The organism is Roseomonas sp. CAU 1739 (assembly GCF_039839775.1).
Taxonomy (GTDB): Bacteria; Pseudomonadota; Alphaproteobacteria; order Acetobacterales; family Acetobacteraceae; genus Neoroseomonas.
Genome location: NZ_JBDOQQ010000017.1, coordinates 1 through 25,397, shown reverse-complemented (window position 1 = coordinate 25,397; position 25,397 = coordinate 1). Strand labels below are relative to the sequence as shown.

General features: G+C 67.9%; 40 protein-coding genes. 35 read left to right on the top strand and 5 right to left on the bottom strand.

Annotation, left to right across the window (positions count from 1 at the left end):
* Positions 1–22 precede the first annotated feature (22 nt).
* From AAFN86_RS23040 to rplQ, 31 genes are all read left to right on the top strand, one after another.
* Complete coding sequence (locus AAFN86_RS23040) at positions 23–343, top strand: hypothetical protein (protein ID WP_347545905.1); 321 nt, start codon at positions 23–25, stop codon at positions 341–343.
* A gap of 347 nt (positions 344–690) precedes the next feature.
* Positions 691–1,062 (top strand): 30S ribosomal protein S12, encoded by a 372-nt coding sequence (gene rpsL / locus AAFN86_RS23035; RefSeq protein WP_347545904.1) that lies wholly within the window; start codon positions 691–693, stop codon positions 1,060–1,062.
* A gap of 11 nt (positions 1,063–1,073) precedes the next feature.
* The gene (rpsG, locus tag AAFN86_RS23030; protein ID WP_188973753.1) at positions 1,074–1,550 is read left to right on the top strand and encodes a 30S ribosomal protein S7; all 477 of its coding nucleotides are present in this window, start codon (positions 1,074–1,076) and stop codon (positions 1,548–1,550) included.
* Positions 1,551–1,576: 26 nt separating this feature from the next.
* Positions 1,577–2,764 carry an elongation factor Tu gene (gene tuf / locus AAFN86_RS23025; protein ID WP_347545903.1) on the top strand — a complete coding sequence of 396 codons (1,188 nt, stop codon included), beginning with the start codon at positions 1,577–1,579 and terminating at the stop codon, positions 2,762–2,764.
* 25 nt (positions 2,765–2,789) lie between these two features.
* Positions 2,790–3,098 carry a 30S ribosomal protein S10 gene (rpsJ, locus tag AAFN86_RS23020; RefSeq protein WP_137127378.1) on the top strand — a complete coding sequence of 103 codons (309 nt, stop codon included), beginning with the start codon at positions 2,790–2,792 and terminating at the stop codon, positions 3,096–3,098.
* A 20-nt stretch (positions 3,099–3,118) separates the two neighbouring features.
* Positions 3,119–3,805 carry a 50S ribosomal protein L3 gene (gene rplC, locus AAFN86_RS23015; protein ID WP_347545902.1) on the top strand — a complete coding sequence of 229 codons (687 nt, stop codon included), beginning with the start codon at positions 3,119–3,121 and terminating at the stop codon, positions 3,803–3,805.
* Positions 3,806–3,816: 11 nt separating this feature from the next.
* On the top strand, positions 3,817–4,437 hold the full coding sequence (gene rplD, locus AAFN86_RS23010; RefSeq protein ID WP_347545901.1) for a 50S ribosomal protein L4: 621 nt from the start codon (positions 3,817–3,819) through the stop codon (positions 4,435–4,437).
* Positions 4,434–4,760, top strand: coding sequence for a 50S ribosomal protein L23 (locus AAFN86_RS23005; protein ID WP_347545900.1), 327 nt, complete (start codon positions 4,434–4,436; stop codon positions 4,758–4,760). The genes rplD and AAFN86_RS23005 overlap by 4 nt, the downstream gene beginning before the upstream one ends.
* A gap of 3 nt (positions 4,761–4,763) precedes the next feature.
* Complete coding sequence (rplB, locus tag AAFN86_RS23000; RefSeq protein ID WP_347545899.1) at positions 4,764–5,600, top strand: 50S ribosomal protein L2; 837 nt, start codon at positions 4,764–4,766, stop codon at positions 5,598–5,600.
* A 5-nt stretch (positions 5,601–5,605) separates the two neighbouring features.
* Complete coding sequence (rpsS, locus tag AAFN86_RS22995; protein ID WP_188970925.1) at positions 5,606–5,884, top strand: 30S ribosomal protein S19; 279 nt, start codon at positions 5,606–5,608, stop codon at positions 5,882–5,884.
* 1 nt (position 5,885) lies between these two features.
* A complete protein-coding gene (rplV, locus tag AAFN86_RS22990; protein WP_347545898.1) occupies positions 5,886–6,287 on the top strand; it encodes a 50S ribosomal protein L22 in 402 nt (133 codons plus the stop codon).
* A 1-nt stretch (position 6,288) separates the two neighbouring features.
* Positions 6,289–6,966: a 30S ribosomal protein S3 gene (rpsC, locus tag AAFN86_RS22985; RefSeq protein ID WP_347545897.1), complete on the top strand. Its 678-nt coding sequence runs from the start codon at positions 6,289–6,291 to the stop codon at positions 6,964–6,966.
* 12 nt (positions 6,967–6,978) lie between these two features.
* A complete protein-coding gene (rplP, locus tag AAFN86_RS22980) occupies positions 6,979–7,398 on the top strand; it encodes a 50S ribosomal protein L16 (RefSeq protein ID WP_347545896.1) in 420 nt (139 codons plus the stop codon).
* Between the two features lies 1 nt (position 7,399).
* Entirely contained in the window at positions 7,400–7,615 is a 216-nt protein-coding gene (rpmC, locus tag AAFN86_RS22975; RefSeq protein WP_347545895.1) for a 50S ribosomal protein L29, read from the top strand.
* 16 nt (positions 7,616–7,631) lie between these two features.
* A complete protein-coding gene (gene rpsQ, locus AAFN86_RS22970) occupies positions 7,632–7,913 on the top strand; it encodes a 30S ribosomal protein S17 (protein ID WP_347545894.1) in 282 nt (93 codons plus the stop codon).
* 3 nt (positions 7,914–7,916) lie between these two features.
* Positions 7,917–8,285, top strand: coding sequence for a 50S ribosomal protein L14 (gene rplN / locus AAFN86_RS22965; RefSeq protein ID WP_347545893.1), 369 nt, complete (start codon positions 7,917–7,919; stop codon positions 8,283–8,285).
* A 2-nt stretch (positions 8,286–8,287) separates the two neighbouring features.
* Complete coding sequence (rplX, locus tag AAFN86_RS22960; protein WP_347545892.1) at positions 8,288–8,608, top strand: 50S ribosomal protein L24; 321 nt, start codon at positions 8,288–8,290, stop codon at positions 8,606–8,608.
* Positions 8,605–9,165, top strand: a complete 561-nt coding sequence (gene rplE / locus AAFN86_RS22955; RefSeq protein WP_347545891.1) for a 50S ribosomal protein L5 — start codon at positions 8,605–8,607, stop codon at positions 9,163–9,165. Before rplX ends, rplE begins: the two co-directional genes overlap by 4 nt.
* Before the next feature lie 54 nt (positions 9,166–9,219).
* The gene (gene rpsN / locus AAFN86_RS22950) at positions 9,220–9,525 is read left to right on the top strand and encodes a 30S ribosomal protein S14 (protein WP_230167479.1); all 306 of its coding nucleotides are present in this window, start codon (positions 9,220–9,222) and stop codon (positions 9,523–9,525) included.
* 13 nt (positions 9,526–9,538) lie between these two features.
* Positions 9,539–9,937: a 30S ribosomal protein S8 gene (gene rpsH / locus AAFN86_RS22945; protein ID WP_347545890.1), complete on the top strand. Its 399-nt coding sequence runs from the start codon at positions 9,539–9,541 to the stop codon at positions 9,935–9,937.
* 14 nt (positions 9,938–9,951) lie between these two features.
* Positions 9,952–10,485 carry a 50S ribosomal protein L6 gene (gene rplF / locus AAFN86_RS22940; protein ID WP_347545889.1) on the top strand — a complete coding sequence of 178 codons (534 nt, stop codon included), beginning with the start codon at positions 9,952–9,954 and terminating at the stop codon, positions 10,483–10,485.
* Positions 10,485–10,847: a 50S ribosomal protein L18 gene (gene rplR, locus AAFN86_RS22935; RefSeq protein WP_347545888.1), complete on the top strand. Its 363-nt coding sequence runs from the start codon at positions 10,485–10,487 to the stop codon at positions 10,845–10,847. Before rplF ends, rplR begins: the two co-directional genes overlap by 1 nt.
* Positions 10,848–10,858: 11 nt before the next feature.
* Positions 10,859–11,491 carry a 30S ribosomal protein S5 gene (rpsE, locus tag AAFN86_RS22930; RefSeq protein ID WP_347545887.1) on the top strand — a complete coding sequence of 211 codons (633 nt, stop codon included), beginning with the start codon at positions 10,859–10,861 and terminating at the stop codon, positions 11,489–11,491.
* The gene (gene rpmD, locus AAFN86_RS22925) at positions 11,484–11,675 is read left to right on the top strand and encodes a 50S ribosomal protein L30 (protein WP_347545886.1); all 192 of its coding nucleotides are present in this window, start codon (positions 11,484–11,486) and stop codon (positions 11,673–11,675) included. Before rpsE ends, rpmD begins: the two co-directional genes overlap by 8 nt.
* Positions 11,676–11,679: 4 nt before the next feature.
* A complete protein-coding gene (gene rplO, locus AAFN86_RS22920) occupies positions 11,680–12,168 on the top strand; it encodes a 50S ribosomal protein L15 (RefSeq protein WP_347545885.1) in 489 nt (162 codons plus the stop codon).
* Positions 12,169–12,323: 155 nt separating this feature from the next.
* The gene (gene secY, locus AAFN86_RS22915; RefSeq protein WP_347545884.1) at positions 12,324–13,682 is read left to right on the top strand and encodes a preprotein translocase subunit SecY; all 1,359 of its coding nucleotides are present in this window, start codon (positions 12,324–12,326) and stop codon (positions 13,680–13,682) included.
* 18 nt (positions 13,683–13,700) lie between these two features.
* Positions 13,701–14,354: an adenylate kinase gene (locus AAFN86_RS22910; RefSeq protein ID WP_347545883.1), complete on the top strand. Its 654-nt coding sequence runs from the start codon at positions 13,701–13,703 to the stop codon at positions 14,352–14,354.
* Between the two features lie 166 nt (positions 14,355–14,520).
* A complete protein-coding gene (rpsM, locus tag AAFN86_RS22905; RefSeq protein ID WP_347545882.1) occupies positions 14,521–14,898 on the top strand; it encodes a 30S ribosomal protein S13 in 378 nt (125 codons plus the stop codon).
* A gap of 1 nt (position 14,899) precedes the next feature.
* A complete protein-coding gene (gene rpsK / locus AAFN86_RS22900) occupies positions 14,900–15,307 on the top strand; it encodes a 30S ribosomal protein S11 (RefSeq protein ID WP_347545881.1) in 408 nt (135 codons plus the stop codon).
* A gap of 99 nt (positions 15,308–15,406) precedes the next feature.
* Positions 15,407–16,423, top strand: a complete 1,017-nt coding sequence (locus AAFN86_RS22895; protein WP_347546016.1) for a DNA-directed RNA polymerase subunit alpha — start codon at positions 15,407–15,409, stop codon at positions 16,421–16,423.
* A gap of 91 nt (positions 16,424–16,514) precedes the next feature.
* Positions 16,515–16,937 (top strand): 50S ribosomal protein L17, encoded by a 423-nt coding sequence (rplQ, locus tag AAFN86_RS22890; protein WP_347545880.1) that lies wholly within the window; start codon positions 16,515–16,517, stop codon positions 16,935–16,937.
* 202 nt (positions 16,938–17,139) lie between these two features.
* Here rplQ and AAFN86_RS22885 read toward each other — a convergent pair whose 3' ends face one another.
* Both AAFN86_RS22885 and AAFN86_RS22880 read right to left on the bottom strand, forming a co-directional pair.
* Positions 17,140–17,502: a hypothetical protein gene (locus AAFN86_RS22885; RefSeq protein ID WP_347545879.1), complete on the bottom strand. Its 363-nt coding sequence runs from the start codon at positions 17,500–17,502 to the stop codon at positions 17,140–17,142.
* Between the two features lie 134 nt (positions 17,503–17,636).
* Complete coding sequence (locus tag AAFN86_RS22880; protein WP_347545878.1) at positions 17,637–17,846, bottom strand: hypothetical protein; 210 nt, start codon at positions 17,844–17,846, stop codon at positions 17,637–17,639.
* Between AAFN86_RS22880 and AAFN86_RS22875 the strand changes: the two genes are divergently transcribed.
* The 3 genes from AAFN86_RS22875 to AAFN86_RS22865 are packed head-to-tail and all read left to right on the top strand — an operon-like array spanning position 17,845 to position 19,923.
* Positions 17,845–18,567, top strand: coding sequence for a carbonic anhydrase (locus tag AAFN86_RS22875; RefSeq protein WP_347545877.1), 723 nt, complete (start codon positions 17,845–17,847; stop codon positions 18,565–18,567). The genes AAFN86_RS22880 and AAFN86_RS22875 overlap by 2 nt on opposite strands.
* Positions 18,568–18,598: 31 nt before the next feature.
* Positions 18,599–19,324, top strand: coding sequence for a hypothetical protein (locus tag AAFN86_RS22870; RefSeq protein WP_347545876.1), 726 nt, complete (start codon positions 18,599–18,601; stop codon positions 19,322–19,324).
* Between the two features lie 35 nt (positions 19,325–19,359).
* Positions 19,360–19,923 carry a hypothetical protein gene (locus AAFN86_RS22865; RefSeq protein ID WP_347545875.1) on the top strand — a complete coding sequence of 188 codons (564 nt, stop codon included), beginning with the start codon at positions 19,360–19,362 and terminating at the stop codon, positions 19,921–19,923.
* Positions 19,924–20,033: 110 nt separating this feature from the next.
* Here AAFN86_RS22865 and AAFN86_RS22860 read toward each other — a convergent pair whose 3' ends face one another.
* Genes AAFN86_RS22860 through AAFN86_RS22850 form a run of 3 tightly spaced genes read right to left on the bottom strand, consistent with a single transcriptional unit; the run spans position 20,034 to position 23,466 of the window.
* Positions 20,034–20,771: a sulfite exporter TauE/SafE family protein gene (locus AAFN86_RS22860; protein ID WP_347545874.1), complete on the bottom strand. Its 738-nt coding sequence runs from the start codon at positions 20,769–20,771 to the stop codon at positions 20,034–20,036.
* The gene (locus AAFN86_RS22855) at positions 20,735–22,129 is read right to left on the bottom strand and encodes a hypothetical protein (protein ID WP_347545873.1); all 1,395 of its coding nucleotides are present in this window, start codon (positions 22,127–22,129) and stop codon (positions 20,735–20,737) included. The genes AAFN86_RS22860 and AAFN86_RS22855 overlap by 37 nt, the downstream gene beginning before the upstream one ends.
* Entirely contained in the window at positions 22,126–23,466 is a 1,341-nt protein-coding gene (locus tag AAFN86_RS22850) for a hypothetical protein (RefSeq protein WP_347545872.1), read from the bottom strand. The genes AAFN86_RS22855 and AAFN86_RS22850 overlap by 4 nt, the downstream gene beginning before the upstream one ends.
* 223 nt (positions 23,467–23,689) lie before the next feature.
* Here AAFN86_RS22850 and AAFN86_RS22845 point away from each other — a divergent pair.
* Positions 23,690–25,397: DUF3300 domain-containing protein (locus tag AAFN86_RS22845; RefSeq protein WP_347545871.1), on the top strand; the 1,708-nt coding region annotated here is incomplete at its 3' end.

Here is a 25,397-nt window from a genome sequence, read left to right as displayed (position 1 = left end):
TTGCTTGTGAAGGGGCTGGCCGATGGTGCGATATCTGCTGCTGTTGCCGGTGCTGTTGCCGGTGCTGCTGCTGGGTAGCCACCCCGCCGCGTCACGGACATGGCCGGAGGAGAAGTGCGACCGCTACGGCCGGGCGTGGACCGAGGCGATGCGGCGGCAGGGCGCGCAGGACCTGTCTGCGGCCTTCCTGGAGGGCCACGCCGCCTTCCTGTCGAGTGGCTGCCGCCAGCGGAACGCCTGCCCACGGACCCGCGAGGATTATGCGATGGCGGATCTGATGACCGTCCTGGCGCTGAACGCCGGCATGTCCGGGACCTTTCTTCCCTTCATCTGCCGGCCGTGACGAATGGAACGCCCCAGCGTTCTCAAGGGCTTGCTCAATGCGCGTCGGGCTGTGCGCGGCACCGGACCGGGACCTGCCCCGGCAGAACGGACGCGACGCGCGGAATCGCCGCGTGATGCGCTTGACTCACTCCGGGGTGCCGCGTAGAAGCCCCCCCTCGGCAGGGCCCCGGCAACGGTGCCCTGTCAGGTTTTGGTCCACATCACTGCGCCGCCGGCGCCGCTCCGATTCCCGGAGCTGAGGCCGGCAGCGAGACGGATGCCCGGAAGGTGCGCTGACGCGCGTCCGCCGGGCGGTCGCTCTTTGCAAGGGCAGGGCTGGGGACAGGAAGGTTTTGAAGGGGCGTCATGCCGACGATCAACCAGCTCATCGCCAAGGGGCGTGAGACGAAGCCGGCCCGGAACAAGGTTCCGGCACTGAAGGGCAGCCCGCAGAAGCGTGGCGTCTGCACGCGCGTCTACACGACCACGCCGAAGAAGCCGAACTCGGCCCTTCGTAAGGTCGCCAAGGTGCGCCTGACGAACGGCTTCGAGGTCGTCAGCTACATTCCCGGCGAAGGCCACAACCTGCAGGAACACTCCGTGGTCCTGATCCGTGGCGGCCGCGTGAAGGACCTTCCGGGCGTTCGCTACCACATCCTGCGCGGCGTGCTCGATACCCAGGGCATCGGCAAGCGCCGCAAGCGCCGTTCGCTCTACGGCGCGAAGCGTCCGAAGTGAGGCACTGAGAGATGTCCCGTCGCCACAGCGCAGAAAAGCGCGAAGTCCTTCCCGATCCGAAGTTCGGTGATCTCGTGCTGAGCCGCTTCATGAACGTGCTCATGTATGACGGCAAGAAGAGCACCGCCGAGCGGATCGTCTATGCCGCCATGGACACGCTGAAGAAGCGTGGTGGTCCGAACAGCGACCCGCTGCGCGTGTTCCACGAGGCGATGGACAATGTGAAGCCGGCCGTCGAGGTCCGCAGCCGCCGCGTGGGTGGTGCGACCTACCAGGTGCCGGTCGAGGTTCGCCCCGAGCGCCGCCAGGCGCTGGCGATCCGCTGGCTCATCGAGTCCGCCCGCAAGCGCGGCGAGCACACGATGGAAGAACGCCTCTCGGGCGAGCTGATGGACGCGGCGAACAACCGCGGCTCGGCCGTCAAGAAGCGCGAAGACACGCACCGGATGGCAGAGGCCAACAAGGCCTTCAGCCATTACCGCTGGTAACGAAACCCCGTTCGGGAATTACGACGATGGCGAAGGCGAAATTCGAGCGGAACAAGCCGCACTGCAACATTGGTACGATTGGTCACGTGGACCATGGCAAGACGTCGCTGACGGCGGCGATCACCAAGGTGCTGGCGAAGTCGGGTGGTGCGTCGTTCACGGCGTATGACCAGATTGACAAGGCGCCGGAGGAGCGGGCTCGTGGCATCACGATCTCGACGGCGCATGTGGAGTATGAGACGGCGAACCGTCACTACGCGCATGTCGATTGCCCGGGCCATGCCGACTACGTGAAGAACATGATCACGGGTGCGGCGCAGATGGATGGCGCGATCCTGGTGGTGTCGGCGGCCGATGGCCCGATGCCGCAGACGCGCGAGCACATCCTGCTGGCGCGGCAGGTTGGCGTGCCGGCGCTGGTGGTGTTCCTGAACAAGTGCGACATGGCCGATCCCGACCTGCTGGAGCTGGTTGAGATGGAAGTGCGGGAGCTGCTGAGCAGCTACCAGTTCCCGGGCGACGACATTCCGATCATCAAGGGCTCGGCCCTGATGGCGCTGGAAGACAAGTCGCCGGAGCTGGGGGAGAACGCGATCCTGGAGCTGATGGCGGCGGTGGATGCGTACATCCCGCAGCCGGCGCGCGACGTGGACAAGCCGTTCCTGATGCCGGTCGAGGACGTGTTCTCGATCTCGGGGCGCGGCACGGTGGTGACGGGCCGTGTTGAGCGCGGGATCGTGAAGGTCGGCGAGGAAGTGGAGATCGTGGGCCTGAAGAACACGGTGAAGACCGTGGTGACGGGCGTGGAGATGTTCCGCAAGCTGCTGGACCAGGGCCAGGCAGGCGACAACATCGGCGCGCTGCTGCGTGGCACGAAGCGTGAGGATGTGGAGCGCGGTCAGGTGCTGGCCGCCCCGGGTTCGATCACGCCGCACACGAAGTTCAAGGCGGAGGCGTATGTGCTGACGAAGGAGGAGGGCGGACGCCACACGCCGTTCTTCACGAATTATCGTCCGCAGTTCTACTTCCGCACGACGGATGTGACCGGTGTTGTCTCGCTGCCGGAAGGTGTCGAGATGGTGATGCCGGGCGACAACGTGTCAATGGACGTGGAACTGATCGCGCCGATCGCGATGGATGAGGGGCTGCGCTTCGCCATCCGCGAGGGTGGCCGCACCGTCGGCGCCGGCGTCGTCGCACAGATCACGAAGTAAGAACGGCAGGAACGCGGGTCCCACCATGGACAACCAGAACATCCGCATCCGCCTCAAGGCGTTCGATCACCGCGTGCTCGATGGCAGCACGCGGGAGATCGTGAACACCGCGAAGCGGACCGGTGCGCGCGTGCGGGGCCCGATCCCTCTGCCGACGCATATCGAGCGCTTCACCGTGAACCGCTCTCCGCACGTCGATAAGAAGTCGCGCGAGCAGTTCGAGATTCGGACTCATCGTCGTCTTCTCGACATTGTCGATCCGACCCCGCAGACGGTGGACGCGCTGATGAAGCTCGACCTCGCCGCCGGCGTGGACGTCGAGATCAAGATCTAAGGCCAGAGGGAAATAGAGCCATGGCCGCGAAGAAGGGCCGTACCGGCCTGATCGCGAAAAAGCTGGGCATGTCCCGGCTGTTCAATGAGGACGGTTCGACCGTTCCCGTGACGCTGCTCCATGTGGACCAGGTCCGCGTGGTGGCGAAGCGCACCGTTGAGAAGGACGGCTACGAGGCCGTTCAGCTCGGTATCGGCGTGGCGAAGCCCAAGAACGTCTCCAAGGCGAACAAGGGTCACTTCGCGAAGGCCGGTCTGGAAGCGCCGAAGAAGGTGGTGGAGTTCCGGGTTGGCACCGATGCGGTGCTGGAGCCCGGCACGATGCTGTCGCCAGCGCACTTCGTGAAGGGCCAGAAGGTCGACGTCACGGGCGTGACGGTCGGCAAGGGCTTCGCCGGTGCGATGAAGCGCTGGAACTTCGCGGGTCTTGAAGCCTCCCACGGCGTGTCCGTTAGCCATCGTTCGCATGGTTCGACCGGCAATCGCCAGGATCCGGGCAAGACCTTCAAGAACAAGAAGATGGCCGGCCATCTCGGTGTCGAGCGCGTGACCACCCAGAACCTGGAAGTGGCGCTCGTTGACGCGGAGAAGGGTCTGCTGCTGATCAAGGGCGCGGTGCCCGGTTCGAAGGGTGGCTACGTGATGATCCGCGACGCTGAGAAGCGTGCGCGTCATGCCGATGCGCCCTTCCCGACGGCCGCGGCCTGAGGACGCTGAAGATGCAGATCAACGTCATCACTCTCGACAACGCCGCCGCCGGTGAGATCGAGCTGCCGGAGGCGCTGTTCGGCGCCGCGCCGCGCGCCGACATCATGGCGCGCGTCGTGCACTGGCAGCTCGCCAAGCGCCGCGCCGGCACCCACAAGGCGAAGGGCATGGGCGAGGTCTCCGGGACCACGAAGAAGCCCTACCGCCAGAAGGGCACAGGCAACGCCCGCCAGGGTTCGCTGCGCGCTCCGCAGTACCGCAAGGGCGGCGTGGTGCATGGCCCGGTCGTGCGCGACCATGGCTACAGCCTGAACAAGAAGGTCCGTCGCCTGGGCCTGATCTCGGCGCTCAGCCAGAAGGCCGCGGAAGGCAAGCTCGTGGTGCTCGACACCGCGACGCTCGGCGCCGACGCCAAAACCGGCGCGGTGGCCAAGCAGCTGAAGGCGCTGGGCTGGAACAGCGCGCTGGTGGTGGATGCCGCGGCGGACGAGAACTTCGCCCGCGTGATCCGCAACCTGCCGAAGGTGCAGGTGCTGCCGACCATCGGCGCGAATGTCTATGACATCCTCAAGCACGATGTCCTCGCGGTCACCCGCGCCGGCGTCGAAGCGCTGAAGGAGCGGCTGGCATGAGCGACGCCAAGCAGAAGCGCCCGGTGATCGGCCGGGAGCGCATGTACCAGACTATCCTGTCGCCGCTGGTGACGGAGAAGGCGACGCTGAACAGCGAACGCGGCCAGATTACCTTCAAGGTGGCTCCGGACGCGACGAAGCCGCAGATCAAGGCGGCGGTCGAAGGGTTGTTCGGCGTGACGGTGCTTGCCGTGAACACCATCGTGGTGAAGGGCAAGTCGAAGCAGTTCCGCGGCCGTCCTGGTCAGCGGTCCGACTGGAAGAAGGCGATGGTGCGCCTGGCCGAAGGCCAGAGCATCGACCTGACGACGGGGCTCGCGTAAGTCATGGCGCTCAAGAGTTTCAATCCGGTCACCCCCTCGCTCCGCGGGACGATCCTGATCGATCGTTCCGAGCTTTGGAAGGGCGCGCCGGTCAAGGGGCTAACCGAGGGGAAGCATTCCTCCGGTGGCCGCAATCAGCATGGCCGCATCACCGTCCGCTTCCGTGGCGGCGGACACAAGCGCGCCTATCGCCTGGTGGATTTCAAGCGTCGCGCGAAGTTCGGCGTGCCGGGCCTCGTTGAGCGCCTGGAATACGATCCGAACCGCACGGCCTTCATCGCGCTGGTGAAGTACCAGGATGGGGAGCTGTCCTACATCCTGGCGCCGCAGCGCCTGAAGGTGGGCGATGCCGTGATCTCGGCCGAGAAGGCCGACATCAAGCCGGGCAACGCGATGCCGATGGCGGCGATCCCGGTGGGCACGATCATCCACAACATCGAGCTGAAGCCCGGTGCGGGTGGCAAGCTCGCCCGTTCCGCGGGCACCTTCGCGCAGCTGGTCGGCAAGGACCAGGGCTACGCGCAGGTGAAGCTGCAGTCCGGCGAACTTCGCCTGATCCGGTCCGAATGCATGGCCTCGATCGGCGCGGTGTCGAACCCGGACAATTCCAACCAGCAGCTCGGCAAGGCCGGGCGCAGCCGCTGGTTGGGCCGCATGCCGCATAACCGCGGCGTGGTGATGAATCCGGTTGACCATCCGCATGGCGGTGGTGAAGGCCGTACCTCGGGTGGCCGGCATCCGGTCACCCCGTGGGGCAAGCCCACGAAGGGTGCGAAGACCCGTAACAACAAGCGGTCCGACGGCTTCATTGTCCGCCGCCGCAACGCGACGAAGGGCTGACGACGATGTCGCGCAGCGTATGGAAGGGGCCGTTCGTCGACGGCTACCTGCTCAACAAGGCCGAGGCGGCCCGTGCCTCCACGCGCAACGAGATCATCAAGATCTGGTCGCGCCGCAGCACGATCCTGCCGCAGTTCGTCGGCCTGGTCTTCGGTGTCTACAACGGCAAGAAGTTCCTGCCGGTGCAGGTCACCGAGAACATGGTCGGCCACAAGTTTGGCGAGTTCTCGCCGACGCGGACCTTCACCGGTCACGCGGCCGACAAGAAGGCGAAGCGGGGCTGAGATGAGCAAGCCGAAGCACCCCCGTCTGCTCGAAGACACCGCGGCGCAGGCGGTGACGTGGAACATCCGCGTCTCGCCGCGCAAGCTGAACCTGGTTGCCGGGCTGATCCGCGGCAAGCGGGCGCAGGATGCGGTCGCCGAGCTGACCTTCAGCAAGCGTCGCATCGCCGTGACGGTGAAGAAGACGCTGGAAAGCGCGATCGCCAACGCCGAGAACAACCACAGCCTGGACGTCGATCGCCTGGTCGTGTCGCTCGCCGAGGTTGGTCGCGCGTCGGTCATGAAGCGCTTCCATGCGCGTGGCCGCGGCCGTTCCTCCCGCGTGGAGAAGTGGTTCAGCCACCTCAAGATCGTGGTGGCGGAACAGCAGCTGGCTGCCACCACCGAGCAGGAGGCCGCGTAATATGGGCCACAAAGTCAATCCGATCGGGCTCCGTCTCGGCATCAACCGCACGTGGGACAGCCGCTGGTACGCCGGCGACGACTACGCGAAGCTGCTGCATGAAGACTTCAAGCTGCGCGAGAAGCTCGCGAAGCGCCTGAAGGGCGCTGGCGTGTCGCGCATCGTGATCGAGCGTCCAGCGAAGAAGCCCCGCGTGACGATCCACGCCGCCCGCCCGGGCGTCGTGATCGGCAAGAAGGGTGCGGACATCGAGGTGCTGCGCAAGGACCTCATGAAGATGGCCGGTGCCGAAGTGGCGCTGAACATCGTCGAGATCCGCAAGCCCGAGATCGACTCGACGTTGGTCGCCGAGAACATCGCCCAGCAGCTGGAGCGCCGCGTGGCCTTCCGTCGTGCGATGAAGCGTGCGGTTCAGTCCGCCATGCGCCTCGGCGCCGGCGGCATTCGTATCAACTGCTCTGGTCGCCTGGGCGGGGCCGAGATCGCGCGCATGGAATGGTATCGTGAAGGCCGCGTGCCTCTGCATACCCTCCGCGCCGATATCGACTACGGCGTGGCGACGGCGAAGACCACCTATGGCACCTGCGGTGTGAAGGTGTGGATCTTCAAGGGCGAGATCATGGGGCACGATCCGATGGCGCAGGACAAGCGCGCCGCGGAACAGGCGCCTCAGCGCTGAAGGTGAAGGACAATGCTGCAGCCTAAGCGCACAAAGTTCCGCAAGGCCCATAAGGGCCGCATCCACGGCCTGGCGAAGGGTGGCTTCACGCTTTCCTTCGGCGGGTTCGGCCTGAAGGCCCTCGAGCCGGAGCGCGTGACCGCGCGCCAGATCGAGGCCGCCCGTCGCGCGATCACCCGCGCGATGAAGCGCCAGGGCCGCGTGTGGATCCGCATCTTCCCGGACGTCCCGGTTTCGACGAAGCCGGCTGAAGTCCGCATGGGTTCCGGCAAGGGCGCACCCGAATATTGGGTGTGCCGCGTGAAGCCGGGCCGCGTCATGTTCGAGATCGACGGCGTTCCCGCCGACACCGCGCGTGAAGCTCTCACGCTCGGTGCGGCGAAGCTGCCGATCAAGACCAAGTTCGTCACCCGTCTGGGTGCGGAGGCCTGATATGGCTGCGACCAAGATCGGCGATGTCCGCGCGAAGTCCGCGGATGAGCTGTCCACCATGCTGCTCGACCTGCGCAAGGAGCAGTTCAACCTGCGTTTCCAGCGCGCGACCGGCCAGCTTGAGGCGCTTTCGCGCATCAAGCAGGTCCGCCGCGACATCGCGCGGGTGAAGACCATCATCGGCGAGCGCGCGCGCAGCGCCGCCACCACAGCCTGAGAGGAGACCGACGGCCATGCCGAAGCGCGTCCTCACCGGGCGGGTCACCAGCGACAAGACGGACAAGACCATTACGGTCCTGGTCGAACGTCGCGTGATGCATCCGCTCTACAAGAAGTTCATCCGGCGCTCGAAGAAGTACGCCGCGCATGACGACGCCAACCTGTGCAAGGAAGGCGACGTGGTGCAGATCGAGGAATGCCGCCCGATCAGCAAGTCGAAGTCCTGGGTGGTGATCGAGCGCAACGGCGCCTCGGTCGATCGCCCGGCCTTCCTTGCCGTGACGGCGGAGGCCTGATCCATGATCCAGGTCGAATCCAACCTCGAGGTCGCGGACAATTCCGGCGCCCGTCGCGTCCAGTGCATCAAGGTGCTGGGCGGGTCGAAGCGCAAGACCGCCGGCGTGGGCGACATCATCGTCGTCTCCGTCAAGGAAGCGATTCCGCGCGGCAAGGTGAAGAAGGGGACTGTGGAGCGCGCCGTGATCGTGCGCACCGCCTACCCGGTGCGCCGCGCCGACGGCACGGTGATCCGCTTCGACCGCAATGCGGCCGTGCTGATCAACAAGCAGAATGAGCCGATCGGCACGCGCATCTTCGGGCCGGTGGTCCGTGAGCTGCGGGCCAAGAAGTTCATGAAGATCATCTCCCTGGCTCCGGAGGTGCTGTAATCATGGCAGCGAAGATCCGTAAGGGTGATCGCGTCCAGGTCCTCACGGGCAAGGACAAGGGTCGCCAGGGCGAAGTGATCCGGGTGAGCCCGACCGAAGGCCGCGCCTTCGTGCAGGGCATCAACCTGGCGAAGAAGCACCAGAAGCCGCAGGGCATGGGCCGCCCCGGCGGCATCATCGAGAAGGAGGCGTCGATCGACCTCTCCAATCTCGCGCTGCTGGATCCGAAGTCGGGCAAGCCGACCCGCGTCGGCTTCAAGGTGCTCGAGGACGGCAAGAAGGTCCGGGTGGCGAAGGCCTCCGGCGAGGTGCTCGACGCATGAGCGACGTGAAGGAACAGCCGCGGCTGCGCCGCTTCTACGAGGAGGAGGTCCGCAAGGCCCTCTCCACGGAATTCGGGTACAAGAACCCGATGGAAGTGCCGAAGCTGACGAAGATCGTGATCAACATGGGCGTCGGCGAAGCCGCCGGCGACCAGAAGAAGCTCGACGCCGCTGTCGCCGAGCTGACCGCGATCTCCGGCCAGAAGCCGGTGAAGACCAAGGCGAAGAAGGCCATCGCGGGTTTCAAGATCCGCGAGGGTATGGCGATCGGCACGAAGGTGACGCTCCGCCAGCAGCGCATGTACGAGTTCCTCGACCGGCTCGTGACCATCGCACTGCCTCGCCTGCGCGACTTCCGCGGGCTGCCGGGGAACAAGGGCTTCGACGGCCGGGGGAATTTTTCCCTTGGCCTGAAGGAGCAGATCGTGTTCCCCGAGATCAGCTACGACAAGGTGGACGCGATTCGCGGCATGGACATCGTCTTCGTCACGACGGCGAAGACGGACAAGGAAGCGAAGGCCTTGCTGAAGGCCTTCCAGCTTCCCTTCCAGAACTAATTTTTGGAAAACCGCCGGGGGCAGCCCCGGCAGGTTCCGGAGGACCTAGACGGTATGGCCAAGACCTCGTCTGTCGAGAAGAACAAGCGTCGTGAGAAGCTGTCGAAGCTTCACGCGCCGAAGCGCGCCGCCTTGAAGGCCGTGATCATGGATCGCGAGCTGCCGGTGGAGGAACGCTTCGAAGCGACGCTCAAGCTCGCACAGTTTCCCCGCAATGGCGCGAAGATCCGCGTCCGCCTGCGCTGTGAGATCACTGGGCGCCCCCGCGGCAATTACCGCAAGTTCAAGCTCTGCCGGAACCAGCTCCGGGAATTGGCCTCCAAGGGCCAGATCCCCGGTGTGGTCAAGGCGAGCTGGTAAGGAAGGACCGGCCATGTCCATGTCCGATCCGTTGGGTGACATGCTCACCCGCATCCGCAATGCGCAGTCCTCGCGCCAGTCGCGCTGCAAGGCGCCGGCGTCCAAGCTGCGCGAGAACGTGCTCGAAGTGCTGAAGCGCGAGGGCTACATCCGCGCCTGGCGCACCGAGGAGCTGCGCCCCGGCGTGCGCTTCATCGACATCGAGCTGAAGTATTCGGAAGGCGAGCCCGCCATCAAGGAGATCATGCGCGTCTCCAAGCCTGGCCGGCGCGTCTATTCGAAGATCGCGGAGCTGCCGAAGTTCTACAACGGGCTCGGCACTTCCATCCTCTCCACGCCGCGCGGCGTGATGAGCGAGAACGAGGCCCGCGCCGCCAATGTCGGCGGCGAAGTCCTCTGCCGCGTGTTCTGACGGGGGCTGCACAGATGTCTCGCGTTGGAAAATATCCTGTGCCGGTGCCTGCGGGCGTTACGCTCGCATTGGCTGGCCGCACGCTGACCGCCAAGGGCAAGCTTGGTGAGCTGAAGCTCGATCTCACGGATGACGTGGATATCGAGATCAAGCCGACCGAGGTCGCCGTCTCTCCCCGCCGCACGGACCGTCGTGCGCGGACCATGTGGGGGACGACGCGCAGCCTGATCAACTCGATGGTGACGGGCGTCTCCACCGGCTTCGTGAAGGCCATGGAGATCAACGGCACCGGCTACCGCGCCGCGGTGCAGGGTTCTGATCTGGTGCTGAACCTCGGCTACAGCCATGAGATCCGCTACCCGATCCCCGCCGGGATCAAGATCACCTGCGAGAAGCCTACCGCCGTGAAGGTGGAAGGCTCGGACAAGCGCCAGGTGGGCCAGGTGGCTGCCGAGATCCGCGCGTATCGTGGCCCCGAGCCCTACAAGGGCAAGGGCGTCAAGTACGACAACGAGCAGATCCTCCGGAAGGAGGGTAAGAAGAAGTAATGGCCAGCAAGCTCGACCTCGAGGCACGCCGTCGGCGTCGCCTCCGCTTCCAGCTCCGGCAGAAGTCCGGCGGGCGCGTGCGCCTGTCGGTGTTCCGCTCGGGCAAGCACATCTACGCGCAGATCATCGACGACAAGCAGGGGCGGACGCTTGCCGCCGCCTCGTCAATCGAAAAGGCGATGCGCGAGGGGATGAAGACCGGCGCCGACAAGGACGCGGCTGCCGCGGTTGGCAAGCTGGTGGCCGAACGCGCGCTGGCGGCCGGGGTGACGGAAGTCGTCTTCGACCGTGGTCCCTATCTCTATCATGGGCGCGTCAAGGCGCTCGCGGACGGCGCCCGCGAGGGCGGGCTGTCGTTCTGAGAGGCTGACAGATGGCATATGCACCCAGGTCCGGCGGCGAAGGTGGCGGCGAAGGCGGCCGCGAGCGCCGTGGCCGCCGTCGTGACGGCGACAACAGCAATCGTCAGGAACGCCAGGATGGCGATGAGCTGAAGGACAAGCTCGTTACCATCAACCGTGTTGCCAAGGTGGTGAAGGGTGGCCGTCGCTTCTCCTTCGCAGCCCTGGTCGTGGTTGGCGATGAGAAGGGGCGGGTCGGCTGGGGCGCGGGCAAGGCCCGCGAGGTTCCCGAGGCGATCCGCAAGGCGACGGAGCGTGCCAAGCGCACGATGATCCGCGTGCCGATGCGCGAGGGCCGTACCCTGCACCATGACGTGGTTGGCGAATTCGGCGCCGGCCGCGTGCTGCTCCGTGCGGCACCGGCGGGTACCGGCATCATCGCCGGCGGTCCGATGCGCGCGGTGTTCGAGACGCTGGGCATGGGCGACGTCGTCGCCAAGTGCCTGGGCTCGGCCAACCCGCACAACATGGTGAAGGCCACCTTCGCGGCGCTCGGGCGCTGCACCTCGCCGCGCTCGGTTGCCGCGCGGCGTGGCAAGAAGGTCGCCGACATGCTCGGCCAGAAGAAGGACGCCGTTGAGGCGACGGAGGCCGCGAATGGCTGACGAGAAGAAGCCGACCGTGACGGTGACCCAGCTCGGGTCGCCGATCGGTCGCAAGCCTGGCCAGAAGGAGACCCTCATCGGTCTCGGCCTCAACAAGCGTCACCGCACGCGTGAGCTGGAGGATACTCCTGCCGTGCGTGGGATGATCCGCAAGGTGGCCCACCTCGTGAAGGTGGAGGGCTGATCCCATGAAGCTCAATGAAATCCGCGACAACGATGGCGCCCGCGCCAAGTTCAAGCGAATCGGCCGCGGTATCGGCTCCGGCAAGGGCAAGACGTCCGGTCGTGGCGTGAAGGGCCAGAAGGCGCGCACCGGCGTGTCGCTGAATGGGTTCGAGGGCGGTCAGCTCCCGATCTATCGGCGGATGCCCAAGCGCGGCTTCGTGAACATCTTCCGCAAGGACTATGCGGTGCTGAACCTCGGCACGCTCGATGCCGCGATCGAGACGGGCCGCCTGCCGGCGGGCCAGCCGATCGATGAGGTTGCGCTGCGTGCGGCGGGCGTGGTGCGCGCCTCGGCCAAGCTGGCGGGTGTCCGGCTGCTGGCCAAGGGCGAGATCAAGCGCGCCGTGACCATCTCCGTCTCCGGCGCCTCGGCGGCGGCGATCGCGGCGGTCGAGGCGGCGGGCGGTTCGGTGACCGTCACCGCGGCGCCGGCGGAAGCCGCGTCCGAGTGACCCCTTGTCCCTGACCGGCCGGCTGGCTAGGTCAGGGTCCGGATCTTCGCTGCGGCGCGCGGGGGAACCTGTGCGCCGCAGTGCGCTTATACGGAGAGGCCGAGTCGCGGCTGCCGGCGTACTGCCCCGGCCGATCGGTCTCCAGGAGGATGGGTATGGCGTCGGCGGCTGAACAGGCGATGTCGAACCTCAATTTCGGGGTGCTCGCCAAGGCGACCGAACTCAAGAAGCGCATCTGGTTCACGCTGGGTGCGCTGATCGTGGTCCGCATTGGCACCTATATCCCCGTCCCCGGCGTCGATGCCGCGGTGATGGGTGAGATCCTGGCCCAGCACGGGTCGGGCATTCTCGGCATGTTCGACATGTTCACCGGCGGTGCGCTCGGGCGCATGACCGTGTTTGCGCTGAACATCATGCCCTACATCAGCGCGTCCATCATCGTGCAGCTGATGACCGCGGCGATCCCTGCGTGGGAGACGCTGAAGAAGGAAGGCGAGGCGGGGCGCAAGAAGCTCAACCAGTACACCCGCTACCTGACCGTGCTGATCGCCGTGTTCCAGGCCTGGGGCATCGCGGTGGGACTCGAATCGATGCGTGGACAGTTCGGATCGGCAGTCTATGACCCCGGCATGTTCTTTCGCCTGTCCTGCGTCATCACTCTGGTCGGCGGGACGATGTTCCTGATGTGGCTGGGTGAGCAGATCACCGCGCGCGGCGTCGGCAACGGCATCAGCCTGATCATCTTCGCCGGCATCGTCGCCAACCTGCCGCATGCCCTGATCACCACGCTGGAGCTGGGGCGCACCGGTGCGCTGTCGACCGTCTTCATCATCTTCTTCCTGATCGTCGCGCTGGCGGTCATCGCCTTCGTGGTGTTCATGGAACGCGCCCAGCGGCGCATCCCCGTGCAATACCCCAAGCGCCAGGTCGGTAATCGCATGTTCAGCGGCGAGGCGACGCACCTGCCGCTGAAGCTGAACACCGCGGGCGTGATCCCGCCGATCTTCGCCTCCTCCCTGCTGCTGCTGCCGGCGACCATCGCGGGCTTCTCGACCGACCCGACGCAGGAAGGCTGGCTGCAGACCATCACCGGCATGGTGGCCCATGGGCGGCCGCTGTACATGGCGCTGTACATGGCGTTGATCGTGTTCTTCGCGTTCTTCTACACCGCCGTGGTGTTCAACCCGACCGAGACGGCGGACAACCTGAAGAAGTACGGCGGCTTCGTGCCCGGCATCCGCCCGGGGCAGAACACCGCGGATTATCTGGACCGGGTGCTGACCAGGCTGACGGTGATCGGGGCGATCTATCTGTGCATCGTCTGCATCATCCCCGAGATCCTAATCAGCCACTACGGCGTGCCGTTTTATTTCGGCGGCACTTCCCTGCTGATCATCGTCTCTGTCACCATGGACACGGTGGCGCAGGTGCAGTCGCATCTCTTCGCCCACCAGTACGAAGGCCTGATCAAGAAGGCCAGGCTGGGTGGGCGCGGCATGCCGCGCCCACGCTGAGCGCGACGAGGGGGAAGGATGAATCTGATTTTGCTGGGCCCGCCGGGGGCGGGGAAGGGGACGCAGGCCAAGCGCCTGGAGGACCAGTACGGGATCGCCCAGATCTCGACCGGCGACATGCTGCGCGCCGAGGTGAAGTCGGGCAGCGAGATCGGCCTCACGGCCAAGGCGATCATGGAACGCGGCGAGCTCGTCCCGGACGAGGTCATCACCGCCATGCTGGCCGCGCGCGTGTCCCGCCCGGACGCCGCCCGTGGCTTCATCCTGGACGGCTTCCCGCGGACCGAACCGCAGGCCGCGGCGCTCGACCGGATGCTGACCGACAAGGGCCTCAGACTCGATCATGTGATCGAGCTGAAGGTGGATGACGGCGCGCTGGTCGAACGAATCGCCGGGCGCTTCACCTGCGCGTCCTGCGGGACGGGCTATCACGACATCTTCAAGCCGACCGCCAAGGCGGGCGTCTGCGATGTCTGCGGCGGGACCGAATTCACCCGCCGCGCCGACGACAATGCGGAGACGGTGGCCGCGCGGCTGGTGGCGTATCACCGCCAGACGGCACCGCTGCTGCCTTACTACGACGCGCAGGGAAAACTGCGTGGCGTGGACGGAATGGCTTCGATGGACGAGGTGGCACGCCAGATCGGCGTCATCCTGTCCGGAAAGGCTTGACGGGACAGGCGACCGAGGCTAGATCGCCCCCTCCCGCGGGCGGGGGTTACTCCGGCCGCCGATGACCGTTGCACAACTGGGTTCCAGCTGGAACTTTTTCACGACGCCGCAGGGGCCTCCCGGCTCCACTCGGCGAATTTCGGGGCATGGCCCCAGGAGAGGCACTGTGGCGCGCATCGCCGGCGTGAACATCCCGACCACCAAGCGGGTGCTCATTTCGCTTCGCTACATCTTCGGCATCGGGCCGTCGAACGCGAAGGATATCTGTACGAAGCTCGGCATCCCCGACGATCGCCGGGTGAACCAGCTGACCGACGACGAGGTCCTGCGCATCCGCGAGATGATCGATCGTGATTATCGCGTCGAGGGCGACCTGCGGCGTGAACAGGCGATGAATATCAAGCGGCTGATGGATCTCGGCTGCTACCGCGGTCTGCGCCACCGCAAGGGTCTGCCGACCCGCGGCCAGCGCACCCACACCAACGCCCGCACCCGCAAGGGCAAGGCCGTGGCGATCGCCGGCAAGAAGAAGGTGACGAAGTAAGATGGCCCGCGAACCCCGCGCCGGCGCCTCGCGCGGCCCCGTGAAGCGCAAGGAACGGAAGAACATCAGCTCGGGCGTTGCCCATGTGCTGGCGTCCTTCAACAACACGATCGTGACGATCACGGATGCCCAGGGCAACGCGATCGCCTGGTCATCCTCCGGTTCCCAGGGCTTCAAGGGCAGCCGCAAGTCCACGCCGTATGCCGCGCAGGTCGCGGCCGAGGACGCCGGCCGCAAGGCCCGCGAACACGGCATGGAAACGCTGGAAATCATGGTGTCCGGCCCTGGTTCGGGCCGCGAATCGGCGCTGCGCGCCCTGCAGGCGGTGGGCTTCTATGTCACCGCTATCAAGGACGTGACGCCCATCCCGCACAATGGCTGCCGCCCGCGCAAGCGTCGTCGCGTCTGAGGACGCGCCCAAGGTGACGCGTCCGAGGGCGCGTCACCGGGGGCCGCGCCTGGTCGCGGCCCGACGCCTGCACGCCGGTATTGCCTGAAGGAGAGAGTGATCGTGCTCGAGAGGAATTGGCGTTCGCTGATCGAGACGCAGAAGTCCGTCGAAATGGGGACGGACCCGCTGCGCACGGCGACCGTCGTGCTGGAGCCGCTGGAACGCGGCTTCGGCATGACGCTGGGCAACGCGCTGCGGCGCGTGCTGCTGTCGTCGCTGCAGGGTGCGTCCGTCACCGCCATCCGCATCGACGGCGTGCTGCATGAATTCAGCAGCATCCAGGGCGTGCGCGAGGACGTGACGGACATCGTCCTGAACGTGAAGCAGCTGGCCATCCGCATGCAGGGCGAAGGCCCGAAGCGGCTGGCGCTGACCGCGACCGGCCCCGGCGAAGTCACCGCCGGGCAGATCCAGACCACCGGCGACATGGAAATCGCGAATCCCGAGCTGGTGCTCTGCACCCTCGACGATGGCGCGAAGCTGTCCATGGAACTGACGGTCGATATCGGTAAGGGCTATGTCCCGGCCTCCGAGAACCGGCCCGAGGATGCGCCGATCGGCCTGATCCCCGTCGATGCGATCTATTCCCCGGTGCGCCGCGTGGCGTATCGCGTGGAGCCGACCCGCGTCGGCCAGCGCACCGACTTCGACAAGCTGATCCTGACGGTCGAGACGGACGGCACGCTGGCCCCCGAGGATGCCGTGGGCGTCGCCGCCCGCATCCTGCAGGAACAGCTGCAGATCCTGATCAACTTCGACGAGCCGCGCGCGCGGGTCGAGGAAGAGATCCGCGACGACCTGCCGTTCAACCGCAACCTCCTCCGCAAGGTGGACGAGCTGGAACTGTCGGTCCGCAGCGCGAACTGCCTGAAGAACGACAACATCGTCTACATCGGCGACCTGGTTCAGAAGACCGAGCAGGAAATGCTCCGCACCCCGAATTTCGGGCGCAAGTCGCTGAACGAGATCAAGGAAGTCCTCGCTTCGATGGGCCTCGGCCTTGGCATGACCGTCACCGGTTGGCCGCCCGAGAACATCGAGGAACTCGCGAAGAAGGTCGAGGAGCCCTTCTGAGGGCTCCCGCTGCGATCGCGCAGCCCCGCTGGAAGGCGAGGGGCGGGGCGTGGATCGCGGTGGCGGAACAATTCGGTAAGGATACACCACCATGCGTCACGGAATGGCCGGGCGTAAGCTCAACATCACCTCGTCCCACCGCCTCGCCATGTTCCGCAACATGGCGACGTCGCTGCTGAAGCACGAGCAGATCACGACCACGCTGCCCAAGGCGAAGGAACTGCGCCCGTATGTCGAGCGCATCATCACGCTCGGCAAGCGTGGTGGCCTGCATGCGCGCCGCCAGGCGCTGGCGCAGATCCGCGACGAGAAGGTGGTGGCGAAGCTCTTCACCGAGATCGCCGACCGCTACAAGGGCCGTGCCGGCGGCTATTGCCGCGTGCTGCGCGCCGGCGTGCGCTATGGCGACGCCGCGACGATGGCGGTGATCGAACTGGTCGACCGCAACGTCGCTGCCAAGGGCCTCGACAGCGGCCCGAAGCAGGACGTGGCCGACGAGGCAACGGAAGCCTGACGCGCTGGTGGACCCACCCGGGCTTGGGTGGGTCTCGGCATGATGGGGGGGAAGGCGGTGACGCCCTCTCCCCTTTTTCATGGCCTGATCGCCACCAGGACGAGGGCATTGCGGGCCTGCGATGCGTCCGCGGGGACTCGGGGCATCGCTATCGGGCGAAACGCGGAATAGCCCCGCGCCGCCAACGGCCAGGCCCAATCATCTATCGTGGGCCCATCGCCTCTGCCAGGGCGGGCACGAACGCCGCCAGCCCAGGGCGGAGCGCCTCGGGCCAGCCACGCGGGTCGGGCGGCACCGACAGGCGCACCGCGCCGCGATCCGTCAGGATCATGTAAATGCGCTCATCTCGTCGGTCGTAGGCGAGGAAGACCCCGCCCGTGCCGCAGCCGGTCGGCCGGCAGCCCCAGCCAACCAGGTAATTCTCGTCCAGCAGCGCCACTGGCGGGCCGGGGTCGCGAAGCCTGGCGGCCAGCGCGCTGCGATGCCCCCCGCTGTTGAAGCGCAGCCCGGTGGTCAACTCCGGTCGCTGCGCCAGCGCCAGGACGGGTTGGCCGACCACGCTCACGATATCGTCCTGTGCCACCGCAGGGCCGGCCAGCAGGCCCATCAGCCCCAGGGCACAACGCCAACGCTGGCGCCGTCGGCCAGGGTTGCGGGTGCGGGCAGCGGTCGGCCCCCGCCAGATTGTCCGATGCATGGTCACGACTGCACCATGTGCCCCAGCACGGCCGCCGCCGCCAGCGCCGACGGCAGGCCGCGCGCACGAGCCGCATGCCGCCGCACCGGGATATCCGGCTCGCGCGCCAGGACCGTGATCGCCGCGTCGCGCCATGGGCTTGTCGTGGATGCCGGCGGCGCGCCAACCTTGCGCCGGCGCCCCGCTGCCGGGGTACGGACCCGGGATGACATGACCGAGACCTTGGACCACCTGTTCGACCGCAATCTGGAATGGGCCGAGCGCAAGACGCGCGAGGATCCGACCTTCTTCCGCCGCCAGTCGGAACAGCAGACGCCTAACTATCTCTGGATCGGCTGCTCGGACAGCCGGGTGACCGCCAATGACGTGCTCGGCCTCGACCCCGGCGAGGTCTTCGTCCATCGCAACATCGCCAATGTCGTGCACACCTCCGACCTCAACATTCTCTCGGTGCTGGAATACGCGATCGACACGCTCGGTGTGCGGCATGTGATCGTGGCTGGGCACTACGGCTGCGGCGGGGTGCAGCGGGCGATGGTGGACCGGCGCGGGGCGCTGGTGGACCACTGGCTGCAACCACTGTCGATGTTCTTCCGCAAGCACCGGGCGGTGTTCGACGCCATGCCCGACGACGCGCACCGCTTCGAGCAACTGTGCGAGATCAACATCGAGATGCAGGTCCGCCGCGTGGCGGCGACGCCAATCGTCGAGAATGCCTGGGCGCGCGGCGTCGACCTGCACCTGCATGGCTGGATCTACGGCATGCATGACGGGCTGCTCCGTGACCTCGGCCCGAATGTCTCCTCGATCGCCGGGCGCGACGCGCTGCCGTCCATCGACAGTTGCGTGCTGCAGCGGCGGGAGCCGATCAGCGCCGTCCGCCGCCATGCCATGTCGGCCTTCACCGGCGCGCCGTGCTGCGACGGCAGGTGACGCGCGCCGTGGCGGCGCTGCCATCGCCGCCATGACCACACCGCCCCGCTATGACGACCTGCCGCGCCCGACCGATGATCCGACCGGCCTGCCGCTGTCCTGGGGCGTCTGGGGCCCGGACGACGAGGTCGGCACGCTGAACCGGATCACCGAGGCGACCGTCGTCGCGGCGCGGGAGGAAATCCGCACCGGCCGGCGCTTCAACTTCAACCTGCCGCTCGATGAACCCTTCGGCCTGGCGCTTGATGGCGCGCATCGCCGCCGCGCCGCCCCGCATCCGGTGATGGTTGCCGAGGAACACCCCGGCCGCGTCACCCGCGATGATCGCCTCGACGGGTTCTGGCTGCAGGGCAGCACGCAATGGGATGGGCTATCGCATTTCGCCGACCCGACGCATGGCTTCTACAACCACGCGCCGCTCTCCTCGATCGTGCATGGCGCGGCAAGCCGCAACGGCATCGACAAGGCGCTGGCCCACGGCATCGCGGGGCGTTGCGTGCTGGCCGATCTGGTCCGCCACACTGCACCTGGCGATCGCACGGCTCGGCCTGTGTCTGGAGGAATTCTTCGACCTGGAGTCGCTGGCCGAGGACAGAGTGGCAACCGGCCGCTTCACGGCCTTCATGACCGCGGCGCCGCTGAACCTGCGCGGGGGGATCGGCAGTCCCGGAAATGTGCTGGCCATCCGATAAGCGCCGGACCAACGACCCAAGTATTGCATAACGGCGCCGTGAGCCCGTTCAATGGTCGTGCCTGACCAAGTGTAACGCGCCGGGAATGCCAACGCGGCACTTGCAGGACTTCGGGAGAACACCGCGAATGCTTCGTCGTCTCATGCTCCTGGCCATTCTTGGCCTGGGTCTGCCCGCCTGCGCGACCATCACCACCGGCACAAGCCACAGCCTGACCGTGATCACTGAGCCACCTGGCGCCGTCTGCGAATTGCGCCGCTCCGACAACATCATCGGCGTCGTAAATCCCACGCCGGGAACCGTCCGGATCAGCAAATCCTCCCGCGAGATCGCCGTCCGGTGCAACCGGGATGGCTTGCCCGAGGCTGTCGCAACCGTCCAGCCCGGCTTCCAGGCGATGACCGCGGCCAATCTCCTGCTTGGCGGCCTGATCGGCATTGCGGTCGATGCGGCGTCCGGTGCCGCCGGAACCTATCCGAGCAGCATCACCGTCGCCATGGTCGCACCGGGAGGCGGCACCATGCCCAGTGAGGACATGCTGCGGATCGATGCACGGATCGAGGCGCTGCGAAGCGTCTGCAGCCCGGCCGAACGGGCGCGCTGCGACGAGCAGATCCGGGCGCTGGAGATTGAACGCCAGCAGCGCGGCACGCCCACCAGCTGACGCAGCGGGCGCGGATTCCGTGTGCCTCGCCCCCGGAATCCGCGCCAGACCCTTGCCTGGGCGACCATCGCCACCCGGTCGCAGATGACCCTGCCTGACCCGGACCTGCTCTACCGGAACGCCCGCACGGCGAGCCACACGCCGAGCAATCCCAGCGCCACCTGCACCACCCGGCGGAACGCCGCCTCGTCCAGCCGCACGCGTAGCCGCCGCCCGGCCTCCATCCCTACGAAGGCCGGCAGCACCCCGATGCAGGACGCCAGCCCCAGCCCCACCGGCAGCAATCCGGCCCCCGACAGTCCCGCTGCCATGGCGGCATTCACCATCACCACGCCGAGTCCGAAGCCCTGCACGAACTGGTCCCGCGGCAGCCGGATCGCCTGCAGCCAGGGCGCGGCCGGCACCAGGTAGCTGCCGGTCAGCCCGGCGATGGCACCCGAGGCGATCCCCATCGGCGGCCCCAGCCATACCTCGGTGACCGCCGCGGGTGCCGGCAGTTGTGGCGCCGCCAGCGCCAGCGTGGCCGACGCCACCATGCACAGCCCCAGCAGTCCCGACAGCAGCACCGCATCCGCCCGCGCCAGCTGCCCCGCCGCCAGGAAGGCCGCCGCCGCCGAACACGCCAGGAACACGCCGATCCGCGGTGCCACCTGCCGCAGCGTGCCGCCCGCGACCGCCTGCCAGACATTGGTGACCAAGGACGGCACCAGCATCAGCGCCATCGCCTCCGGCAGCGGGCGGAACAGTGCCAGCAGCGCGATGCTGATCGTCGGCAGGCCGAAGCCGGCCACGCCCTTCACCAGGCCGGCAATCAGGAAGATGGGGAGGATGAGGAGGATGTCTGCCATGTGTTCATCCTGGCACGAACCCGCTCGGTGTCAGTCAGGCCCGCACCGAAACGTGGCGCGAGACCGAGTGCCGCCGCCAGCGGCAGCAGCCAGATGATCCGCGCCTGGTACCGGTCCGCCGGCAGCGACAGCGCCCCGGTGGCGAAGGCATTCACCGCGATCGCAACCAGCATCCCCAGCAGCATGCCTGCCACGGCCCGGTCGCGCCGCCACGCCGCGCGCAGCAGCGCCACCAGCACAAGTGCCAGGCAGGCCAGGACCACCGGCACCTGCGGCGCAAGCAAGGACTGCGCCATCATCGGCAATTCGCCACGCATCTGCGCCGCGTCGTCGAAGGCTTCCAGTTCCGATGCCGGCAGCCGCGCCACCGCCCGGCGGGCCGATGCGGCGAGATGCCGGTTGCCCAGCGTGTCGCCGACCTCGAACATCCGCGCCTGCATCAGCGTGTTGCGCGCCATCGCCTGGGCGACCTCCAGCGGATGCTCGCGCAGCGTCGCCGCTATGATGTCCTGGGCCTCGGGGGCGAGGCGCATCCCGCCCATCGGGATTGGCTGCCCCGCCAAGGTGCGGTTGGGGGGCGACTGTGCGTCCCACAGGAAGGTGTCGCTATCCATCGGCAGGCGATCGACGAAGCCGCAAAGGTGCCAGCCGGCGCGCGGGCAATGGGCGCGGATGGTCGCCGCTGCCGGTCCATCGGCCTGCAGCCGCGCGAGCAGGAACACCGCGCCGTTCGGTGACAGGGTCGGCCGGCCGGTCGCCCAGGCATTGACCGCCACCAGTCCGCCCATGGCGATCGCGACCGGCAGTGCCGCCCGCAGAGCCGGCACGACGCCGCGCGCCGCGATGCCGATGAACACCACCAGCGCCAGTGCCGTCGGCAGATGCGACAGATGCGCCGCCACCGCGACCGCGCCGAGCAGCACCAGCCACACCGCCTCGGCCAGCGTCAGCCGGTCCCGGGCGAAGCCCAGCAGCAGCAGGCACAGCGGCGCGATGCCGGCGAAGACATCCGGCATCAGCGTTACCGCGAACCATGGCGCCGAGGTCAACACCGCCAGCCCGCCGCACAGCAGCAGATGGCCGGCGACCGTCGCCTCGCCGCGCATCGCACGCTGGGTCAGCCACAGCAGGTGCGACAGGATGACAACCTGCGCCAGAACCGGCGGCCACAGCGACCAACCCCAATGGAACAGGTGCAGGAAGGCGCCATAGACCGGCGTCTTGTCCCACGGCCATTCGGGGAACAGCGTCTGGCCGAGATAGGAGACGCTGTCGATGAACACCAGCGGATAGCCGTTCAGCAGCGCCGGCCACAGGAACAGCGCGGCACCGGCAAGGATGGCAAGGATCGGGATCACACGCGTCTCCTCGGCAGCGACGCGTGCAGAAGCACCGCGGCTACCGGCAGCAGCCAGGCGATGCGCGCCTGGTATCGTGGGAACACGCCGGACAGACCGCCCGTCGCCGCGGCATTCGCCGCCACCCCCACCACGATGAAGGCGAGGAAGGCAAGCGCGCGCGCGTTACCCGCCCGCCAGGCCCGCAACCCGGCCAGGCCAAGCAGCGGCAGCGCCAGCAACAGCGCCGCGACATGCACCGGTGCCAACCAGGCGACTGATCCGGCCAGACCTCCCTGCGCCTGCAGGCCGGCATCGAAAGCGGCCAGTTCACCGGGCGGGAAGCCCTCGGCGATGCGCGGCCGCAAGGCGGTGGCGAGGTTCTCCGGCCCCAGCGTATCGCCGATGCCGGCCGTGAGCAGTTGGCGCCACGTGTTGCGCAGCACTGCGCCGATGACCGCGACCGGATGGGCGCGCAACGTCTCGGCGACGATCTCGCCGGCCTCGGCCGAGATCAGCGCGCCGCCCAGGAAGCGCGGCCGCCCTTGTGCGTCGCGGTTCACCGGGCTGTCGGCCTGCCACAGGAAGTCATTGGCATCCATCGGCAGCCGGTCGGCGAAGGCACACAGATACCAGCCCGCGTCGGGGCAGCGCGCGCGGATCACCGCGGCCGCCGGTCCATCCGCCTGCAGCCGCGCCAGCATGAAGGTGGCGCCATGCGGCGACACCGCGGCGCGGCCATGCCCCACCGCGTTGGTGGCCAGCAGCAACGCCACCGCGGCGCCGAGCGGCAGCGCCACCCACGCCGCGTCGGCGACCGCGCGGCGGCGCGGCAGCCCGGCCAGCAACGCCAGCACCACCATCGCCGCGGCGATCGGCAGGTGCGACAGATGCGCGGCGATAGCAACGGTCGCGAGCAGCACCAGCCAGCCTGTCTCGGCGAACCCCAGCGCATCCCGCCCCGGCCCGAGAAGGAACAGCGCCAGCACCACCACCGGCGCGAACAGGTCCGGCATCAGCATCGCGACGGTGAAGGGGGCCGTGGTCAGCGTGACGGCCACCAGGCAGGCCAGCAGGTGCAACCCCGGCGACGCGGCGCCTCGCAGCACGCGCTGCACCAGCCACAGCAGGTACGACACGACAAGCCCCTGCGCGACCAGCGGCAGCCACAGCGTCACCCGCCAATGGAACAGATGCAGCAACGGCCCATACACCCAGGGCTTGTCCCACAGCATCAGCGGCCCGAGAGTCTGGTGCAGGAAGCCGCCGGTATCGCTAAACACCAGCGGATAGCCATTCAGCAGAGCCGGCCACAGCAGCATCGCCGCGCCGGCCAGCACGGAAACGGCAGGCTTCACGCCTGTCGCGGCGGCGCGGCCGACAAGCCCCGCCTCGCGCCGTTGCGGTTGACGCAGATCATGCCGGCACCCTCCCCTCTCCGCTACGAGTTGACGTCACGCGCCTGTCCGCCACGCACCATTATGGGTGAGGCGGCCGCGAAAAGCATGCTGTCTGGCGCACATGGTCCGGCGTAGGCTTGGCGAAGGTCCGGCGCGTTGGCGCCGGCGAGGGAGGAATGGCATGGCTCTGTGTGGGTGGCCTTCGCGCCGCGAAAGCCGGCGGCATGGCTTGCTGGGGTCGAGTGCCCTGCTCGCCGGGGCTCTGGCGATGCTGGCCGTGATGGCGGCACCGCCGCGTGTCGCGCTGGGCCAGGCCGCGCCCGCTGTCACGCCGCGGGCGGTGGCGACGGCGCCCCAGCAGGACAGCCTGACCCAGGCGCAACTCGAGCAGCTGCTCGCGCCTATCGCGTTGTATCCCGACGACCTGCTGGTGCAGATGCTGATGGCCTCGACCTATCCGCTGGAGATCGTGCAGGCGAAGCGTTGGCTCGGGCAGGGGCAGAACGCCGCGCTGCGCGGCGATGCGCTGGCGCAGGCGCTGGTCGCGCAATCCTGGGATCCTTCGATCAAGTCGCTGGTGCCCTTCCCCGACGTGCTGACGATGATGAACGACCAGCTCGACTGGACGCAGCAGCTGGGCGACGCGGTGCTGGCGCAGCAGCAGGATGTGATGAATTCCATCCAGGTGCTGCGCAGCCGCGCCCAGGCGGCCGGCACGCTGCAATCGGGCCCGCAGCAGACGGTGAACGTGACGCAGACGGTCAACGTGCCGCCGCCGGCCGCGGGTGCGCCGGCCGCGGTGGTGGCGCCGCCGCCGCAGGTCATCACCATCGCGCCGACCCAGCCGGACACCGTCTATGTGCCGGCCTATGATCCGAACGTCGTCTACGGCAGCTGGCCCTATCCGCAGAGTCCGCCGGCCTACTACCCGCCGCCGGTCGGCTGGGGCCTGGGCAGCGCGCTGCTGACCGGCATGGCCTTCGCCGGCGGCGCCGCGATCGTCGGTTCGCTGTGGGGCTGGGGCAGCGCCAACTGGGGCGGCGGCAACATCAACGTCAATGCCAACCGCTACAACAACATCAACGCCAACCGGAACCAGATCAGCGGCAACAACTGGTCGCATGACACCACGCACCGGGGCGGCGTGGCCTATTCCAACGACCGGGTCCGCAACCAGGTGGGCGCGAACCGCCCGGGAGGCGATGGCGCGAACCGCGCCCAGGCGCGCGACCAGATGCGCGGCCGGGTGGACCAGGCGCAGCGTGGCGAGGGTATCGGCGGCCGCGGCGGCCCGGGCGGGGCCGGTGGTGTCGGTGGCCCGGGTGGCATTGGCGGTGCCGGGCGTCCCGGTGGGGCGGGTGGCATTGGTGGGCCCGGCGGTGCGGGCGGTCCTGGCGGCATCGGTGGTGCCGGCCGCCCGGGCGGCCCAGGTGGCATAGGTGGTCCTGATCGCCCCGGCGGTCCGGGCGGTATTGGCGGTGCCGGCCGGCCCGGCGGCCCGGGTGGCATTGGTGGGGCCGATCGTCCCGGCGGTGCTGGCGGTCCGGGCGGCATCGGCGGTGCTGGTCGCCCTGGTGGTGCGGGCGGTGCTGGTGGCATCGGCGGTGCTGGCCGCCCTGGTGGTGCGGGCGGGCCCGGTGGCGCGGCGCAGCGCCCCGCGATCAGCCAGAGCCCGAGCGGACGCCCGCAGGCCCGCCCGGCGCAGAGACCCGCGCGCCAGCCGCAAGGCTTCCAGGGCATGGGCGATGGCGGGCGCGACCGTGCGGCGGCACAGCGCGGCTCCGCCAGCCGGCAGGGCCAGTTCCAGGGGCGCGGCGGCGGTGGTGGCGGCGCACGGGCCGCCGGCGGCGGTGGCGGTGGCGGTGGCGCGCGAGCCGGTGGCGGCGGCG

Coding starts and splice junctions, on each gene's coding strand:
- AAFN86_RS23040 (WP_347545905.1), top strand. CDS start 23: ATGGTGCGATATCTGCTGCTGTTGCCGGTGCTGTTGCCGGTGCTGCTG.
- rpsL (WP_347545904.1), top strand. CDS start 691: ATGCCGACGATCAACCAGCTCATCGCCAAGGGGCGTGAGACGAAGCCG.
- rpsG (WP_188973753.1), top strand. CDS start 1,074: ATGTCCCGTCGCCACAGCGCAGAAAAGCGCGAAGTCCTTCCCGATCCG.
- tuf (WP_347545903.1), top strand. CDS start 1,577: ATGGCGAAGGCGAAATTCGAGCGGAACAAGCCGCACTGCAACATTGGT.
- rpsJ (WP_137127378.1), top strand. CDS start 2,790: ATGGACAACCAGAACATCCGCATCCGCCTCAAGGCGTTCGATCACCGC.
- rplC (WP_347545902.1), top strand. CDS start 3,119: ATGGCCGCGAAGAAGGGCCGTACCGGCCTGATCGCGAAAAAGCTGGGC.
- rplD (WP_347545901.1), top strand. CDS start 3,817: ATGCAGATCAACGTCATCACTCTCGACAACGCCGCCGCCGGTGAGATC.
- AAFN86_RS23005 (WP_347545900.1), top strand. CDS start 4,434: ATGAGCGACGCCAAGCAGAAGCGCCCGGTGATCGGCCGGGAGCGCATG.
- rplB (WP_347545899.1), top strand. CDS start 4,764: ATGGCGCTCAAGAGTTTCAATCCGGTCACCCCCTCGCTCCGCGGGACG.
- rpsS (WP_188970925.1), top strand. CDS start 5,606: ATGTCGCGCAGCGTATGGAAGGGGCCGTTCGTCGACGGCTACCTGCTC.
- rplV (WP_347545898.1), top strand. CDS start 5,886: ATGAGCAAGCCGAAGCACCCCCGTCTGCTCGAAGACACCGCGGCGCAG.
- rpsC (WP_347545897.1), top strand. CDS start 6,289: ATGGGCCACAAAGTCAATCCGATCGGGCTCCGTCTCGGCATCAACCGC.
- rplP (WP_347545896.1), top strand. CDS start 6,979: ATGCTGCAGCCTAAGCGCACAAAGTTCCGCAAGGCCCATAAGGGCCGC.
- rpmC (WP_347545895.1), top strand. CDS start 7,400: ATGGCTGCGACCAAGATCGGCGATGTCCGCGCGAAGTCCGCGGATGAG.
- rpsQ (WP_347545894.1), top strand. CDS start 7,632: ATGCCGAAGCGCGTCCTCACCGGGCGGGTCACCAGCGACAAGACGGAC.
- rplN (WP_347545893.1), top strand. CDS start 7,917: ATGATCCAGGTCGAATCCAACCTCGAGGTCGCGGACAATTCCGGCGCC.
- rplX (WP_347545892.1), top strand. CDS start 8,288: ATGGCAGCGAAGATCCGTAAGGGTGATCGCGTCCAGGTCCTCACGGGC.
- rplE (WP_347545891.1), top strand. CDS start 8,605: ATGAGCGACGTGAAGGAACAGCCGCGGCTGCGCCGCTTCTACGAGGAG.
- rpsN (WP_230167479.1), top strand. CDS start 9,220: ATGGCCAAGACCTCGTCTGTCGAGAAGAACAAGCGTCGTGAGAAGCTG.
- rpsH (WP_347545890.1), top strand. CDS start 9,539: ATGTCCATGTCCGATCCGTTGGGTGACATGCTCACCCGCATCCGCAAT.
- rplF (WP_347545889.1), top strand. CDS start 9,952: ATGTCTCGCGTTGGAAAATATCCTGTGCCGGTGCCTGCGGGCGTTACG.
- rplR (WP_347545888.1), top strand. CDS start 10,485: ATGGCCAGCAAGCTCGACCTCGAGGCACGCCGTCGGCGTCGCCTCCGC.
- rpsE (WP_347545887.1), top strand. CDS start 10,859: ATGGCATATGCACCCAGGTCCGGCGGCGAAGGTGGCGGCGAAGGCGGC.
- rpmD (WP_347545886.1), top strand. CDS start 11,484: ATGGCTGACGAGAAGAAGCCGACCGTGACGGTGACCCAGCTCGGGTCG.
- rplO (WP_347545885.1), top strand. CDS start 11,680: ATGAAGCTCAATGAAATCCGCGACAACGATGGCGCCCGCGCCAAGTTC.
- secY (WP_347545884.1), top strand. CDS start 12,324: ATGGCGTCGGCGGCTGAACAGGCGATGTCGAACCTCAATTTCGGGGTG.
- AAFN86_RS22910 (WP_347545883.1), top strand. CDS start 13,701: ATGAATCTGATTTTGCTGGGCCCGCCGGGGGCGGGGAAGGGGACGCAG.
- rpsK (WP_347545881.1), top strand. CDS start 14,900: ATGGCCCGCGAACCCCGCGCCGGCGCCTCGCGCGGCCCCGTGAAGCGC.
- rplQ (WP_347545880.1), top strand. CDS start 16,515: ATGCGTCACGGAATGGCCGGGCGTAAGCTCAACATCACCTCGTCCCAC.
- AAFN86_RS22875 (WP_347545877.1), top strand. CDS start 17,845: ATGACCGAGACCTTGGACCACCTGTTCGACCGCAATCTGGAATGGGCC.
- AAFN86_RS22880 (WP_347545878.1), bottom strand. CDS start 17,846: ATGTCATCCCGGGTCCGTACCCCGGCAGCGGGGCGCCGGCGCAAGGTT.
- AAFN86_RS22870 (WP_347545876.1), top strand. CDS start 18,599: ATGACCACACCGCCCCGCTATGACGACCTGCCGCGCCCGACCGATGAT.
- AAFN86_RS22860 (WP_347545874.1), bottom strand. CDS start 20,771: ATGGCAGACATCCTCCTCATCCTCCCCATCTTCCTGATTGCCGGCCTG.